The organism is Kitasatospora sp. NPDC056076 (assembly GCF_042266305.1).
In the GTDB taxonomy this organism is placed as follows: Bacteria; Actinomycetota; Actinomycetes; order Streptomycetales; family Streptomycetaceae; genus Kitasatospora.
Genome location: NZ_JBHJWG010000035.1, coordinates 75,552 through 90,619 on the forward strand (window position 1 = coordinate 75,552; position 15,068 = coordinate 90,619).

The following is a 15,068-nucleotide window of genomic DNA, read 5'->3' on the forward strand; positions in this document are numbered from 1 at the left end:
CCCCGGGCTACACTCCCCCGCTCCCCCCCCCGGCCTCCCCATGCCGCCGCGCCCCCCCCCCCGGCCCGGGCCGGCACCCCGAACGGGGGTGCCGGCCCGGCCGCACGAACCGGATCCCGCTACCGGGCGGCCATCGCCATCAGCTTGCGCGCCGCCCGGTTCTGCCGCAGCAGCTGCGCGAAGGTGGTGTGCCCCTGGGTGGTCCGGGCGAACGCCCGCCACGCCGCCGGCACCGTGGTGACCGCCGTGTGGAACAGGTACGGCCGCCGCTCGAAGGCGCTCAGCAGCTGCTTGCCCGCGCGCATCTCCACGCCCAGCCCGGCCTTGATCGCGAACGCGTAGTTCAGCGCCTCGCGCCGCACCGTGCCCGCGTCGCCCGCCTCCGCGATCCGCACCGCCCACTCCCCGGCCAGCCGGCCGGAGCGCAGCGCGTACGAGATGCCCTCGCGGGTCCACGGCTCCAGCAGTCCGGCCGCGTCCCCGGCCACCAGGACCCGGCCGCGGGAGAGCGGCGAGTCCTCGGCCCGGCAGCGGGTCAGGTGCCCGGACTCGACCCGCGGCGGGAAGCCGGACAGGCCCAGGCGCCGGATGTAGTCGGCGAGGTACTGCTTGGTCCGCTCGCCGTCGCCGCGCGCCGAGATGACGCCCACGGTCAGGCTGCTGGTCTCGGTCTTCGGGAACACCCAGCCGTAACTGCCGGGCAGCGGGCCCCAGTCGAGGTGGATCCGGCCCGACCAGTCGGCGGCCACCTGCGGCGGGACGGGGATCTCGGCCTCCAGGCCGAGGTCGATCTGGTCGAAGGTGACGCCCACGTGCCGGGCGATCCGGCTGGCGCTGCCGTCCGCGCCGACCACCGCCCGGGCCTCGAAGGTGCGCCCGTCGGCGGCCGTGACCACGGCCGTGCGGTGCTCGCCGCCGCGCTGCTCGACCCCGGTGACGGTCACTCCGGTGACCAGCACCGCCCCGGCCTGCTTGGCGGACTGGACCAGCCGCAGGTCGAACTCGTCCCGGTTGACCAGCCCGAACAGCATCCGCTTGGACCGCCGGGTCCGGGTGTACTGCCCGTCGTAGGCGAAGGTGACGGCCGACACCCGGTCCTGCAGCGGCAGTTCGAAGTTCGGCGGCAGGCTGTCCCGGGACGGGCCGATGATGCCGCCACCGCAGGTCTTGTAGCGGGGGTGCTCGGCCTTGTCGAGCAGCAGCACCCGGCGGCCCTGCGCGGCGGCGGCGTGCGCGGCCGAGGCCCCGGCCGGTCCGGCGCCGACCACCACGACGTCCCAGACGCCGTCGGGCGGCTGCGGCGCCTCGTCGAGCGCCCCGTCGAGCGCGTCGTCGAGCGGGACGCCGAGCGCCTCGTCCGACGGGCCGTCCGGCGGGCTGTCGATCGGGCTACGGGAATCAGGGCTTCCGGAGTCAGTCACGTCGACCAATCCTATGCGTCCGCCCGGCCTTCCGGACGCCGCACCACCCCCCGACGGGGAAGCTCCCCGAAGCCCTCCGGACGGCTCCGCCTATGATCGGCGGTACCCCAACCGACCCCCTCCGCCCGCACCACCCCCCGGGCGGACCCGTCCCCTTCGGAGCCCCGATGTCACAGCCCCTGGCCGACGCCGTCCGGTCCCTGATGGACCGTGCCCGCACCGACCTCGCCGAGCTGGTCGCCTTCCAGTCGGTCGCCGACCCGCGCCAGTTCCCGGTCGAGGAGTGCCAGAAGGCCGCGCACTGGGTCGCCGAGGCCTTCGCCGCCGAGGGCCTGACCGGCATCCGGCTGCTGGACACCCCGGACGGCACCCAGTCCGTCTACGGCGAGCTGCCCGGCCCCGAGGGCGCCCCGACCGTCCTGCTCTACTCGCACTACGACGTGCAGCCCCCGCTCGACGAGAGCGGCTGGGAGAGCCCGGCCTTCGAGCTGACCGAGCGCGACGGCCGCTGGTACGGGCGCGGCGCCGCCGACTGCAAGGGCAACATCCTGATGCACCTGACCGCCCTGCGGGCGCTGCGCCAGGTGTACGGCGACGACTACCCGGTCGGCCTGAAGATCATCGTGGAGGGCTCGGAGGAGCAGGGCACCGGCGGCCTGGAGCGCTACGCCGAGGCCCACCCCGAGCTGCTGACCGCCGACGCCATCGTGATCGGCGACACCGGCAACTTCGCCCCCGGCCTGCCGACCGTGACCGCCTCGCTGCGCGGCATGACGGTGGTCGAGGCCTCGGTCACCACCCTGGCCGGCAACCTGCACTCCGGTGCCTTCGGCGGCGCCGCCCCCGACGCGCTGCAGTCGCTGATCAAGGTGCTCGCCTCGCTGCACGACGAGAACGGCGACGTCGCGGTCGCCGGGCTGGCCGCCGACCAGACCTGGGAGGGCGTGCAGTACCCGGAGGAGCAGTTCCGCGCCGACGCCAAGGTGCTCGACGGCGTCGCCCTGACCGGCACCGGCAGCATCTCCGACCGCCTGTGGGCCCGCCCGTCCGTCACCGTCCTGGGCATCGACGCCCCGCCGGTGATCGGCGCCACCTCCTCGGTGCAGGCCGCCGCCAAGGCGCTGATCTCCCTGCGCGTCCCGCCGGGCACCGACACCGGGGCCGCCCAGGACGCCCTGGTGGCCCACCTGGAGGCGCAGGTCCCGCTCGGCGCCCGGCTGACCCTCCAGCGCCACGGCAACGGCGCGCCGTTCCGCGCCGACACCACCGGCCCGGCCTACGAGGCGATGGGCGAGGCGATGGCCGAGGCCTTCGGCACCGCGATGGTCGCGGCCGGCGAGGGCGGCTCGATCCCGCTCTGCAACACCCTGCGCTCGCTCTACCCGCAGGCCGAGATCGTGCTGGTCGGCGTCGAGGACCCGACCACCCAGATCCACGCCGTCAACGAGAGCGTCGACCCGCAGGAGCTGGAGCGGATGGCCCTCACCGAGGCCCTCTTCCTCCGCCGCTACGCGGAACTGCGCACCGTCTGACGGGAGTTCGCACCGGTCCCGGGCCGCCCGCCACGCCACCGGCGGGCGGCCGCGACCACCGCCGCGTAGCCGACCGCACCCACCGCGAGCCCGGCACCGGCCCCGAAGCACACCTCCGGGACGAGGTTGCGGCGCAGCGGGCCGATCCGGTGCAGCACCCCGGCCACGGTCGCCGCGGCCAGCACCGCGGTGGCCGCCCGCCGGGTCCGCGGCGCCGGCCGCACGGCCGGGGCCACCGGCTCGACGGCCCGCACCGCGCGCGCCGCCCAACCACCCAGCGCGGCCAGCGCGAGCGCAGAACTCCCGTACTGCAGCACCTCGTAGACCGGGACCCCGGCCACCGTCCGGTCCAGTACGGGCAGCAGCCGCACGCCCAGCCGGCCGCCGTGGGTGAACGCGTCCCAGCCGACGTGGGTGGCCGCGCCGACCGCCGCCGAGACCACGAACCAGGCCGCGTCCGCGCCCAGGCCCCCGGCACCGCCGCAGCCGCCGGTACCGCCCGCACCGGCCGCCGCGGCCCGGCGGACCGTCAACGCCTCGGCGCCGCCCGCCCACCGTTCGGGCAGCAGCCCCACCAGCGGCGCCCGCAGCAGCCCGTGCCACCCCGCCACCAGCACGCCGGCGATCGCCACGTCCAGCGTCGGCACCGCCCACCAGGCGTGGGTCAGCCCGCCGTGCCCGTACACCCCGGGCAGCAGCGACTCGGCGAAGAACGGCACGTCGGGCGCCATCGACCCGGCCACCAGCGCCGAGGCCACCAGCGGCCCGCGCTCCCCGGCGTGACGCAGCAGGGGCAGGACGGCGGCGGGATGGCTCAGGGTGAACGGCATGCCCCCATCCTGACCCCCGCCCCGGCCCCGCCACCAGCCGGGGCGCGCCGCCGACCGGGGCCGCTCCGCCGACCGGCACCCGGGCCCGCCCTCCCCCGGTCCTATGCGGCGTCCGCCGTGCTGGCCAGGCGGCCGAGCGCCACCCGGCACCCCGCCTCCAGGTAGCGCAGCTCCCCGCTGCGCCGGGCGTCCAGCGCGGCAGCCAGGCGCCGGTAGCGGCTCGGCGGCAGCAGCTCGGCCGACTCGTCCAGGGTAACGAACCGGCAGCCGCGCAGCTCCTCCTGTTGCAGCAGCAGGTTCTGCCGGCCCGCGTCGTCCAGCAGGCCGCCGTCGTACATCAGCCGCAGGCCGCCGCGGCGCGGGCCGGTGCGCGGTTCCCAGTCGACGGCGAGCAGCCGCAGCACCGAGGGGTCCAGCCGCAGTCCGAGCTCCTCGGCGGTCTCGCGCAGGGCGGCGTCGGTGGGGGCCTCGCCGCGTTCGACCACGCCGCCGGGGAAGTCCCAGTCGGGCTTGTAGACCGGGTCGACGAGCAGCACCCGGTCCTGCTCGTCGAAGAACAGCACGGCCGAGGCCACGGTGTCGCCGGTCGGCTCGGGGGCCTGGACGATCGGGCAGCGCGCGGCGCCGACCCGGACGAGTTCGGCGATCCGGTGCGCGGTCTCGCGCGGGGTGAGCGCGCCGCTGTCGATCATCCGGGCGTCGCCGACCAGCCAGCGGCGGGCCGCCCGGTAGTGCGGCAGGTGCTCCAGGCACCAGGTGCGGACCCGCTCGCTGCGCTCCGGGTCGCCCGGGCATTCCTCGCGCTGGGCTATGCGGTTTCGCAGGATCGTTTCTTCTGGATCCAGGACGAAGTGGTGCACCGTGATCCCGTGCGCGGCGAGATCACCGAAGATCTCGTCCCGGTAGTCCTCTCTGAGCAGGGTCATCGGCACCACCAGCGGCCCGCCCACCTCGCCGAGCAGCGCGGCGGCCGTCTCGGGCACCAGCCGACGCCAGGCCGCGAGGTCCTGGAAGTCGGACACCGTGGCCAGCCGGTCGGCCGGAAGCATCCGGCGCAGTCCGAAGCCGACCAGCTCGGGATCGAAGAGCACGCTCCCGGGCAGCAGTTCCACCAGCTCGCGGCAGGCGCTCGTCTTGCCCGCCCCGAATGTGCCATTGACCCAGACGATCACAACGTCCCCTGCCCTCGACTTGCCCCGATGCCGTTCGCACCGGGCAGCGCCCCCGTCGGCCGAACCAGCGCCACCCGTGGTGGTACCCGCGCCACGCCGCTCCCCAAAACTGCTCGCCGCGCCCGCCCGCGCGCCCCGGCCCGCCCCTTGACAGCGGCATGTGCCCAGGCCACGGCCCCGGTACGGATAAATGCGGACCGGCCGCCATCAAAGCCGCACCCCGCCGCCACACCGTTCGCACCGGAAGTCGGACCGGCCGACTTCCGGTGCGCGCCCCGACCGTACGCCGCTCGCGCCGTCCCTGCGCCCTCCCACTCCCCCGCCCGGCACCCTCACCGCCCCGCGCCCGCCCCGCCCGGCGCCTTCACGCGCACCGCTTGCGCGGGCCGCGCCCCGCCGCGTACAGAGGAACGATGAAGCTGCTCCCCGCCGGCCGGGTCGTCGTCATCGGCTCGGTCAACACCGACCGGATCCTGCGCTGCCCCGTGCTCCCCGCGCCCGGCGAGACCGTCCTGGCCACCGACTCCACCCTGGGCTTCGGCGGCAAGGGCGCCAACCAGGCGGTGGCCGCGGCCCGGATGGGGGCCGCCACCCACCTGGTGGCCAAGGTCGGGCGCGACGCCGAGGGCGAGGCGGCGCTCGACGACCTGCGCGGCGCGAACGTGGAGACGGGCGCCGTCCACACCCACCCCGACGCGCCCACCGGCCAGGCGATCGTGCTGGTCGACCCCGCCGGGGAGAACAGCATCGTGGTCGTGCCCGGCGCGAACGCCCACCTGACCGCGGACGAGGTCGGCGCGGCCCTGGCCCGGCTCCACCTGCTCCCGGTCGACGTCGTCCTCACCAGCAACGAGGTCCCCGCGGCGTGCGTCCGCGCCGTCGCCGCGGCCCTGCCCGCCGCAGGCCCGCGCGGCGGCACCCGCTGGCTGCACGACACCGCCCCGGCCGGTGCGCTGCCCGACCCCGGGCCCACCGGACGCCGCCCGCTGGTGGTCGCCAACGCCGTCGAGGCCCGGCAGCTCACGGGCGCCGCGGACGCCGAGGCGGCGGCTCGTACGCTGGCCCGGCAGGGCGAGGGGGCGGTGGTCACCCTCGGCGGCGCGGGCGCCCTGGTCGCCGTCGGCGGAGCACTGACCCGGCTGCCCGCGCCCACCGTCCGGGTGGTCGACACCACGGGGGCCGGCGACGTCTTCTGCGGCGCGCTCGCCGCCGGTCTCGCCCGGCTGGCCGACCTGCCCGACGCGGCCGCCACCGCCGTCGCCGCCGGGGCCTTCGCCGTCACCGCGCCCGGCGCCCGCGGCGCCCTCCCCCGCCCGGCCGACCTCTGACCGCGCGTCGGCAGGACCGCACCGCCGCCCGGGCCGGGGACAGCCAGGAGAGGGACAGCCAGGAGACCGGGACAGCCAGGTCACCGGGGCGCGGGTGCGGGGCGCCCGGCCCACCGGCCGGCCGCCCCGCACCCCGGGCGCTACGGCCGCCCCATGAACGCGGGGTAGTACCCGCTGCTGATCCCGGAGATCCGGATCAGCGTCCCGGGCCGCGCGGCCTCCACGTACCGGTTGTTACCCAGGTAGATCGCCACGTGCTGGATGCCCCGCGCGGTGCCGTCCGGCGACCAGAACAGCAGGTCACCGCGGCGCAGCTGGCTCGCCTTGACCGGCGTGGTGGCCTCGTACTGGTCGTTGGCCACCCGCGGCAGGTCGATGCCGCCGCGCCGGAAGGACTGCTGCACCAGGCCCGAGCAGTCGTACCCGTCCGGCCCGTTGCCGGCCGTCCGGAACGGCTTGCCCAGCTGGGCGAGCGCGTACTCCACCGCGGTCTCGACGTCGCCGTCCACCGCCACCTCGTGGGAGGACCCCGAGGAGCCCGAGGAGCCCGAGGAGGACGGGGAACCGCCGGTCCGCTGCAGGTAGATGTCGTAGTGGCTGGTCCAGCGCCACTCCCCCTTGCTGTTCCTGAACCAGTACCGCGAGCCGTCCCAGCCCTGCTTGATCCCGCCGTTCGAGGACTTGGCGGGCTTCGCGGAGGACGAGGACCCCGCCGAGGACTTGCCGCCGCTGGTCCGCGCCACGTACACGCTGTAGTGGGTGGTCCAGCGCCACTGCCCCTGGCTGTTCTTGAACCAGTACCGCGAGCCGTCCCACCCGGCGTGCGCCGGGGCCTTCTCGGCCGCGGCGGGCGTCACCCCGGTGCCGAGGCCGATGGTCCCCACGCCGACCGCGATCACGGCCGCCATGCCTATCCCCCGGCGGATCCGCGCGGCCCGCGAAGGACGGGCGGTGGCGGGGCGGGCGGCGGGGGCGTGCTGCCCGGTCGGTTCGTCGGCGGCATCCGGTGCGCCGGTGTTGACGGTGGTCATCCCTGCTGACTTCCTTCACTGCTGCGAACGCACTGCGGCGTACGGCCGCCGGAAGGGCGGCTGCGGAAACTGCTGCGGACACGCGGTACGCCCCGGCACCGCCGGTCCGTACCCTCGGCAGTCCCCGGTCCGACATGCCGCGGCCCCCGGCCGTGCGACCGGGGGCCGCGGCATGTCTCCCGTGGATTCAGTTCTGCCTGCTCGTCACGTTAGGCACGCGTCCGCTCACCGCGCGCAGTGGAGTGCGCCAAAGGAAGGTTTCCCGGGCACCGGGCCCGACGGCGCATCAGGGTGAACACCCGTCACCGCCGGGCGTGTCCCGACGCCCCCTCATCAGTGGCCGCGGTGCTCCGTCAGGAGCTGCTTCTTCAACACCTTTCCCAGCGCGTTCCTGGGCAGTTCGGGTACCAGCACGACCCGGCGCGGGCGCTTGTGCACCGAGAGCCGCTCCGCCACGAAGGCCGTCAGCTGTTCCCCCGTCACGGCGCCGTCCGGCACGACGTACGCGACGATCACCTGTCCGAGGTCCTCGTCCGGCGCGCCGACCACGGCCGCGTCGGCGACCGCCGGGTGGTCGCGCAGCGCGGCCTCCACCTCGCCCGCGCCGATCCGGTAGCCGCCGCTCTTGATCAGGTCGACCGAGGCCCGGCCGACGATCCGGTGGAAGCCGTCCGCCCCGATCACCGCGACGTCCCCGGTGCGGAACCAGCCGTCCGCCGTCCAGGCCTCGGCGTCCGCGTCCGGCCGGTTGAGGTAACCGCTGAACAGCGTGGGGCCGCTGACCTGCAGTTCGCCGACGCTCTCCCCGTCGTACGGCACCGGCCCGCCGTCCTCGCCGACCAGCCGGGTGCGCACCCCGTCCACCGGCAGCCCGACGCTGCCGGCGCGCCGCTCGCCGTCCGCCCGGGTGCTGACGGTGATCAGCGACTCGGTCATCCCGTAGCGCTCGATCGGGGCGTGCCCGGTGAGCGCCGCCAGCTTCTCGAAGACCGGTACGGGCAGCGGCGCGCTGCCGGAGACCAGCAGCCGGGCCGGGGCCAGCCGTCCGGCCGCCGCGGGGTCCGCCGCCAGCCGGGACCACACGGTGGGCACGCCGAAGTACAGGCTGCCGCCCGCCTGCGCGTACCCCTCCGGGGTGGGCCGTCCGGTGTGCACCAGTCCGCTGCCGGTGCGCAGGGCGCCGAGCACGCCGAGCAGCAGCCCGTGCACGTGGAACAGCGGCAGCCCGTGCACCAGAGTGTCCTCGGCGGTCCACTGCCAGGCGGCGGCGAGGGCGTCCAGGTCGGCGGCGATCGCCGCCCGCCGGATCACCGCGCCCTTGGGCGCGCCGGTGGTGCCCGAGGTGTAGAGCACGAAACCGGTCGCGTCGGCGGCCGGTTCGGCGTAGGTGGTCGCCGAACGCTCGGCGGGGTCGACGGGCAGGGCCGCCACCGGCCCGGCGTCGGGCGCGTCCTCCCCGGCCGCGTGCGCCAGCAGCACGGCGCCCGAGTCCCGCAGGATGTGCTCCCGCTCCTTGGGGCCCGAGTCGGGCGGCAGCGGCACCACCGGGACGCCCGCCAGCAGCCCGCCGACCACGGCGGTGACCGTCTCCAGGGTGGGCCGGGCGAGCACCGCCAGCGCGGGGGCCCCGGCCACCCGGTCGGCCACCGCGGTCGCCGCGCCCAGCAGCCCCTCCCGGGAGAGCGCCCGGCCGTCGATCCGCAGCGCGTCCGCCGCGTCGCCGTGGTCGCCCTGAAGTGCCGTCAGCAGTGCCATGCCTCGGTCCTCGCCCTCGTCCTCGCCCTGATCGCCCCGGGGCTGGCTCCGCCCCCGGGCACCGTCGGGCCGACTCTACGGGCCGGTGCGGCACTCCCCGGGACCCGGGGCACCACGACGGAGGGCGTGGTACCGAGCACCCGGTACCACGCCCTCCGGTCCTGGGGACCCGTCCCGCGGATCAGCCCTTGCGGGTCTTCACCTCGGTGGTGAGCTGCGGCAGCACCTGGAACAGGTCGCCGACCACGCCGTAGTCGACCAGCTCGAAGATCGGGGCCTCGGGGTCCTTGTTGACGGCCACGATGGTCTTCGAGGTCTGCATGCCGGCCCGGTGCTGGATGGCACCGGAGATGCCCGCCGCGATGTAGAGCTGCGGCGAGACCTGCTTGCCGGTCTGGCCGACCTGGTTGCTGTGCGGGTACCAGCCGGCGTCGACGGCGGCGCGCGAGGCACCGACGGCCGCGCCGAGCGCGTCCGCGAGCTCCTCGACCACGCCGAAGCCCTCGGCGGCACCGACGCCGCGGCCGCCGGAGACCACGATGGCGGCCTCGGTCAGCTCGGGACGGCCGGTGGAGACGCGCGGGGTGCGCGAGGTGACCTTGGCGGCGTTGCCGGTGAACTCCACCGACACGTTCTCCACCGCACCGGCGGCCGGAGCGACCTCCGGGGCCACGGCGTTCGGCTTGACGGTGATGACCGGGGCGCCCTTGGTGACCGTGGACTTCACCTGGAAGGAAGCGGCGAACACCGACTGGGTGGCGACCGGACCGCCGTCGCCGGCCTCCAGGTCGATGGCGTCGGTGATGATGCCGGAGCCGATCCGCAGCGCGACGCGGGCGGCGACCTCCTTGCCCTCGCCGGAGGACGTGACCAGGACCGCGGCCACGTCGTTGGCCTTGGCGATCTGGGCCAGGGCGTCCACCTTCGGGACGACCAGCTGGTCGGCGAACTCGGCGCCGTCGGCGACGTACACCTTGGCGGCACCGAACTCGGCGGCCTTGGCGGCGATGTCGGCGGCCGCGGCACCCGCGCCCAGCACGACGGCGGACGGCTCACCGATACGGCGGGCCAGGGTCAGCAGTTCGAGGGCCGGCTTGCGGACCGCGCCATCGGCGTGGTCCACCAGAACCAGGATCTCAGCCATGATTCGTTGCTCCTGATCGATCGTTGGATGCGCTGACGGGCGGGACTAGATGAACTTCTGGTCGGCCAGGAACGCGGCGAGCTGCTTGCCGCCCTCGCCCTCGTCCTTGACGACCGTGCCCGCGGTGCGCGCCGGACGCGCCGCCACCGAGTCGACCGCCGTCCACGAACCCGCCAGACCGACCTCGTCCGCCTCGATCCCCAGGTCGTCCAGGTCCAGCGACTGCACCGGCTTCTTCTTCGCCGCCATGATCCCCTTGAACGACGGGTAACGCGCCTCACCCGACTGGTCCGTCACCGAGACCACCGCCGGCAGCGCCGCCTCGACCAGCTCCGTCGCCGCGTCACCGTCCCGACGGCCCCGCACCACACCGCCCTCGACCGACACCTCGGACAGCAGCGTCACCTGCGGCACACCCAGCCGCTCCGCCAGCAGCGCCGGCAGCACACCCATCGTGCCGTCCGTCGACGCCATCCCACCGATCACCAGGTCGAACCCGGTCTTCTCCAACGCCTTCGCCAGCACCGCCGACGTCCCGATCACATCCGAACCGTGGATGTCGTCGTCGTTCACGTGCACGGCCTTGTCCGCACCCATCGACAACGCCTTGCGCAACGCGTCCTTCGCATCGTCCGGACCCACCGTGAGCACCGTCACCTCGGCACCCTCGTTCGCCTCCGCGATCCGCAGCGCCTGCTCCACGCCGTACTCGTCCAGCTCCGACAGGAGGCCGTCCACACCCTCCCGGTCCGTGGTGTGGTCGTCCGCGAAACGACGGTCACCCGTCGCATCCGGCACGTACTTCACACAGACAACGATCCTCAAGCTCACGGCCTTGTCTCCTGTACTGGTCTCGTCCGACGGCTGCGGCGTGCAAGCGGGTGCGAACACGGCACGCACCCGCTCCGGGCAGCGAATTTCCCGTGCCGGTCCGGAACTTCCTGGCAGCATACTCGGCGGTAGCGCAGTGGTCACTACTGGCCAGTAGCTTAGGTCGGCCGGCCGGCACCGCCGCTTGCGCCCATCCTGCCCCAGCCGGGGGCCGGCCCTACCTCACGGGGGGTACCAACCGTCGACGAATCCCCTCGCCGCCCCTCCGGCCGCCCCTCCGCCGCCGGTCGCCCGTCCGTCACACCGCCTGGCCGAGCGCCGCGATCACGTCCGCCTTGCGCGGCAGCCCCGCCGCCCGGCGCACCACCCGCCCGGCCGCGTCCAGCACCAGGACGGTCGGCGTCCGCAGCACCTCCAGCCGACGGACCAGCTCCAGCTGCGCCTCGGCGTCCAGTTCCACGTGCACGACCCCGTCGAGCATCCCGGCCACCTCGGCCAGCACCCGCCGGGTCGCCCGGCACGGCTGGCAGAAGGCGGTGGAGAACTGCACCAGGGTCGCCCGCTCACCGAGCGGCCCGCCCAGGTCCTCCTCCGACAGCCGTACCGTCCCGTCCTTGGTGCGCACCCGCAGCCTCCCGTCGCGCCCTGCCCTCACCAGCCCGAACCCGCTCGCCACCGCCAGTACGACGAGGCACACCACGAGTCCGGTCATCCCCCCAGTCTGCGGCAGCGCGTACGGGCTCCGAAAGGGAGGTCGACCTGCCGACACCGGGCCCGTACGATCGGCGGGTGGACTCCGACCCCCTCTCCCCGCCGCTGCTGACCGTCCGTCGCGTCGTCGACCCGAGGCCCGTCACCACCGTCCGCTGTCGCTGACGCGCCCCGCCGCAGCCGCCCGTCGCGACCACTCCGGAGACTCCTTGCAGACCGACCCCCGAGGTCACCGCTTCGCCGCCGCGCTCACCAGCGCGGTGCTGGCCGCCGTCCTGATCACCGGCAGCGGCCTGCTGCTCTCCCTCCAGGCCCTGGTCTTCCTGGTCGGCGCGGTCGCCGGGCCCCGCCGCTCCCCGTACGTCGGCCTGTTCCACCTCCTCATCGCGCCCCGCCTGGCACCGCCCACCACCACCGAGGACGAACGCCCGCTGCGCTTCGCCCAGGGCGGCGGGGCCGTCTTCGCCGTCATCGGCACCCTCGGCTTCCTCACCGGCGTCGGCTGGCTCGGACTGCTGACCGCCGGCTTCGCCCTCGCCGCGGCCTTCCTGAACGCCGCCTTCGGCTACTGCCCGGGCTGCGAGATCTACCCGATCGTCCGCCGCGCCCAGGGCCGCCTGGGCGCCGGGGCCTGATCGGAGCGGGTGCCGGGCCCGGACGGCGGGGCGGGCGGCGGGCCGGAAAAGTTCCCGGTCGGATTCATCACGGAGATCACACCGTGAATATTCGCTTGACCGCACGCCTCAGGTGACAGCAGGCACTCGTTCGGGGGATCATCTCCGTGTATCACCCGTGACCGCCGCGGCGTGCCGTGCTCCGGTCGGCCCCCGCGCACGGCGCGGGTACCCGCCGTACCGGGCCCCGGCCCGTGGAAGTCAGGACTGACCGTGGCAGAGTTCGTCTACCCGCCGGTGATCGGCGCCGCACTCACCGCCTTCCGCGCGCTCGACGTGCGGATCAAGATCATCGGCGCCGAGCACATCCCCGCCAACGGCGGAGCGGTGCTGGTCAGCAACCACATCAGCTACCTGGACTTCCTCTTCGCCGGCCTCGGCGCCTACCGCGGCGGCAAGCGCAAGACCCGCTTCATGGCCAAGGACGACGTCTTCCGGCACAGCGTCTCCGGCCCGCTGATGCGCGGCATGAAGCACATCCCGGTCGACCGCACCGACGGCCAGCCCGCCTACGAGGCCGCCGTCCGCGCCCTCAAGGCCGGCGAGGTCGTCGGCGTCTTCCCCGAGGCGACCATCAGCCGCTCGTTCATGTTGAAGAAGTTCAAGACCGGCGCCGCCCGGATGGCCGCCGACTCCGGCGCCCCGCTGCTTCCGGTCATCCTGTGGGGCACGCAGCAGCTCTGGACCAAGGGCCGTCCGAAGACCCTCACCAAGCGCCACGTCCCGGTGACGATCATGATCGGCGAGCCGATCCACCTCGGCCCGAACGACAAGCCCGTCATGGTCACCAGAAAGCTGCGCGCCGCCATGAGCGAGATGCTCGACCGGGCCCAGCGCGAGTACCCCGGCAAGCCCTCCGGCCCCGAGGACAGCTGGTGGCTGCCCGCCCAGCTCGGCGGCACCGCGCCGACCCTGGAGGTCGCCGAGGCCGAGGACGAGGCGGAGGCCCTCGCCAAGGCCGAGCGCCGCGCCGCCCGGGGCTGACCCGCCCCCGAGCCGTCTACTCCGTGTGACCGAGCCGATGCGATCCGTCGCGTGTCGCCCGGCCGCCGACACACCCCGTCTGACACAGTGACAGCTCCTTCCAGGGGCCTTCCTCCTGGATGCGTCCTGCGTCCCTCCCACCGCGGACCGGGGCACACGTCGAAGCGGTCGGAAAGGTCGGAGACGGAGATGACACGGATCGCCGGCACACGGCAGTCCCCCACCAGCGGCAAGGCCCGCACCCGCGCAACCGCCGGTGCGGGCCTCCTGCTTCTGGGCACCCTGCTCACCGGGTGCGGAGCCGAACCCGGTGACATCCCACTCTCCGAGATCCGCCCGGAGTCCCCCACCGCGACCCCGGACCCCACCCCGTCGGCGACCCCCGGCGTCGTCGGCGCCGCGGCGCACGCCGAGACCCGCAACGGACTGATCGTCAGCCGGGCCTACACCGACGCCGCCCGCACCACCAGCGCCATCGTCACCCTCGGCCCGGACGGCACCGACCAGCACCAGATCACCCAGCCGCCCGCGCGCGCCCGCGACGACCACCCCGACTGGAACCCCGACGGCAGCGCCGTCGCCTTCGACCGCACCGACCCGCAGTCCGGCACCGCCCGGCTCTGGACCGTCACCACCGGCGGCGACAACGCCCACCAGATCAGCCAGCTCTGCGACGCCGCCGGCGGCACCGCCGACTGCGCCAACGAGGACGAACGCGCCCCCGCCTTCTCCCCCGACGGCAAGCAGCTCGCGTTCAGCCGCTCCTGGGGAGCCCTCGACCAGGCCCACAACAACCAGGTCCAGTACTCGGACCTCTACCTGATGAGCCCCGACGGCACCAACGTCCAGCGGCTCACCTTCCTGACCAACGACAAGCCCTACTCCGGCGCCGTCAGCAACCCCAGCTGGTCCCCCGACGGCAAGCAGCTCACCTTCGAGTACCGCACCAGCGCCACCGGCCAACCCGCCAACAGCCGCGCCGTCTACGTGGTCGGCACGGACGGCACCGGGCTGCGCCAGCTCACCCCCTGGGAACTGCGCGCCGGCGACCGCGCGACCTGGTCCCCCGACGGCACCCAGATCCTCTTCACCACCTACCCGGCCGGCCCCGACAACGCCCCCGGCGGCGGCATCTACACCGTCCACCCCGACGGCACCGCCATCGGCGCCCTCACCCCAGCCCCGTCCACCGCCTTCTACGGCGCCGCGGCCTACGCACCCGACGGCAAGTCCATCGTCTTCGCCCAGGCCCCCTCCGGCGGCGGCGCCGACCTCTACAGCATGCGCGCCGACGGCACGGGCGTCGCCCGCCTCACCAACACCGCCGACAAGTGGCTCGACCGGCCGTCCTGGGGCACCGCGGCAGTGGCAGCAGCACCCGCAACGCCGGCCGACCCGTCAGCGCCGGCTTCGGACGCGCCATCGGCCGCAGCCTCGGCACCGGCCTCGGCAGCGCCTTCGGACGCCCCGACCACCGAGCCCAAGCCGGCCCAGGCCCAGGGTCAGCCGAAGACCGACGACGCCCAGTTGCCCGACGAGGACGACGACAACTGAGCGGACATGCGAAAAGCCCCTGATCCGAAGGGATCAGGGGCTTTTCTGAATGATTGTTCGGCGGCGTCCTACTCTCCCACAGGGTCCCCCCTGCAGTACCA

13 protein-coding genes are annotated in these 15,068 nt (G+C 74.8%); 5 read left to right on the top strand and 8 right to left on the bottom strand.

Annotated features, from left to right (window positions below):
* Nucleotides 1-119 precede the first annotated feature (119 nt).
* A complete protein-coding gene (locus ACFC1T_RS26455) occupies nt 120-1,421 on the bottom strand; it encodes a geranylgeranyl reductase family protein (RefSeq protein ID WP_375892396.1) in 1,302 nt (433 codons plus the stop codon).
* A 167-nt stretch (nt 1,422-1,588) separates the two neighbouring features.
* Between ACFC1T_RS26455 and ACFC1T_RS26460 the strand changes: the two genes are divergently transcribed.
* Nucleotides 1,589-2,953 carry a dipeptidase gene (locus tag ACFC1T_RS26460; protein WP_375892398.1) on the top strand — a complete coding sequence of 455 codons (1,365 nt, stop codon included), beginning with the start codon at nt 1,589-1,591 and terminating at the stop codon, nt 2,951-2,953.
* Here the strand turns inward: ACFC1T_RS26460 and ACFC1T_RS26465 are convergent.
* Together ACFC1T_RS26465 and ACFC1T_RS26470 are read right to left on the bottom strand one after the other, a co-directional pair.
* Entirely contained in the window at nt 2,929-3,783 is an 855-nt protein-coding gene (locus ACFC1T_RS26465; protein ID WP_375892400.1) for a DUF4184 family protein, read from the bottom strand. The two genes, ACFC1T_RS26460 and ACFC1T_RS26465, sit on opposite strands and share 25 nt — an antisense overlap.
* A 101-nt stretch (nt 3,784-3,884) precedes the next feature.
* The gene (locus ACFC1T_RS26470) at nt 3,885-4,955 is read right to left on the bottom strand and encodes an NUDIX domain-containing protein (protein WP_375892402.1); all 1,071 of its coding nucleotides are present in this window, start codon (nt 4,953-4,955) and stop codon (nt 3,885-3,887) included.
* A 413-nt stretch (nt 4,956-5,368) separates the two neighbouring features.
* Here ACFC1T_RS26470 and ACFC1T_RS26475 point away from each other — a divergent pair, with 413 nt between their 5' ends.
* On the top strand, nt 5,369-6,283 hold the full coding sequence (locus ACFC1T_RS26475; protein ID WP_375892404.1) for a PfkB family carbohydrate kinase: 915 nt from the start codon (nt 5,369-5,371) through the stop codon (nt 6,281-6,283).
* A 140-nt stretch (nt 6,284-6,423) separates the two neighbouring features.
* On the opposite strand, the gene ACFC1T_RS26480 is transcribed toward ACFC1T_RS26475, so the two are convergent.
* The 5 genes from ACFC1T_RS26480 to ACFC1T_RS26500 form a co-directional block, all read right to left on the bottom strand.
* Nucleotides 6,424-7,314 (bottom strand): C40 family peptidase, encoded by an 891-nt coding sequence (locus ACFC1T_RS26480; protein ID WP_375892405.1) that lies wholly within the window; start codon nt 7,312-7,314, stop codon nt 6,424-6,426.
* Nucleotides 7,315-7,647: 333 nt separating this feature from the next.
* Nucleotides 7,648-9,069 (bottom strand): acyl-CoA synthetase, encoded by a 1,422-nt coding sequence (locus ACFC1T_RS26485; RefSeq protein ID WP_375892407.1) that lies wholly within the window; start codon nt 9,067-9,069, stop codon nt 7,648-7,650.
* A 181-nt stretch (nt 9,070-9,250) separates the two neighbouring features.
* Nucleotides 9,251-10,213, bottom strand: coding sequence for an electron transfer flavoprotein subunit alpha/FixB family protein (locus tag ACFC1T_RS26490; RefSeq protein WP_375892409.1), 963 nt, complete (start codon nt 10,211-10,213; stop codon nt 9,251-9,253).
* 45 nt (nt 10,214-10,258) lie between these two features.
* A complete protein-coding gene (locus ACFC1T_RS26495) occupies nt 10,259-11,044 on the bottom strand; it encodes an electron transfer flavoprotein subunit beta/FixA family protein (RefSeq protein WP_375892410.1) in 786 nt (261 codons plus the stop codon).
* 298 nt (nt 11,045-11,342) lie between these two features.
* Nucleotides 11,343-11,756 carry a thioredoxin family protein gene (locus ACFC1T_RS26500; RefSeq protein WP_375892412.1) on the bottom strand — a complete coding sequence of 138 codons (414 nt, stop codon included), beginning with the start codon at nt 11,754-11,756 and terminating at the stop codon, nt 11,343-11,345.
* Nucleotides 11,757-11,964: 208 nt separating this feature from the next.
* Here ACFC1T_RS26500 and ACFC1T_RS26505 point away from each other — a divergent pair, with 208 nt between their 5' ends.
* The 3 genes from ACFC1T_RS26505 to ACFC1T_RS26515 all read left to right on the top strand — a co-directional run bounded on the left by ACFC1T_RS26505 (nt 11,965) and on the right by ACFC1T_RS26515 (nt 14,967).
* The gene (locus ACFC1T_RS26505; RefSeq protein WP_375892414.1) at nt 11,965-12,390 is read left to right on the top strand and encodes a DUF4395 domain-containing protein; all 426 of its coding nucleotides are present in this window, start codon (nt 11,965-11,967) and stop codon (nt 12,388-12,390) included.
* A gap of 252 nt (nt 12,391-12,642) precedes the next feature.
* Complete coding sequence (locus ACFC1T_RS26510) at nt 12,643-13,413, top strand: lysophospholipid acyltransferase family protein (RefSeq protein WP_375892416.1); 771 nt, start codon at nt 12,643-12,645, stop codon at nt 13,411-13,413.
* Nucleotides 13,414-13,602: 189 nt separating this feature from the next.
* Nucleotides 13,603-14,967, top strand: coding sequence for a hypothetical protein (locus tag ACFC1T_RS26515; protein WP_375892417.1), 1,365 nt, complete (start codon nt 13,603-13,605; stop codon nt 14,965-14,967).
* The last annotated feature ends 101 nt before the right edge of the window (nt 14,968-15,068 follow it).

Bases quoted from the DNA above. Each gene is read 5' to 3' on its own strand.
- ACFC1T_RS26460 (WP_375892398.1), top strand. From the start codon at position 1,589: ATGTCACAGCCCCTGGCCGACGCCGTCCGGTCCCTGATGGACCGTGCC.
- ACFC1T_RS26465 (WP_375892400.1), bottom strand. From the start codon at position 3,783: ATGCCGTTCACCCTGAGCCATCCCGCCGCCGTCCTGCCCCTGCTGCGT.
- ACFC1T_RS26475 (WP_375892404.1), top strand. From the start codon at position 5,369: ATGAAGCTGCTCCCCGCCGGCCGGGTCGTCGTCATCGGCTCGGTCAAC.
- ACFC1T_RS26480 (WP_375892405.1), bottom strand. From the start codon at position 7,314: ATGACCACCGTCAACACCGGCGCACCGGATGCCGCCGACGAACCGACC.
- ACFC1T_RS26485 (WP_375892407.1), bottom strand. From the start codon at position 9,069: ATGGCACTGCTGACGGCACTTCAGGGCGACCACGGCGACGCGGCGGAC.
- ACFC1T_RS26490 (WP_375892409.1), bottom strand. From the start codon at position 10,213: ATGGCTGAGATCCTGGTTCTGGTGGACCACGCCGATGGCGCGGTCCGC.
- ACFC1T_RS26500 (WP_375892412.1), bottom strand. From the start codon at position 11,756: ATGACCGGACTCGTGGTGTGCCTCGTCGTACTGGCGGTGGCGAGCGGG.
- ACFC1T_RS26515 (WP_375892417.1), top strand. From the start codon at position 13,603: ATGACACGGATCGCCGGCACACGGCAGTCCCCCACCAGCGGCAAGGCC.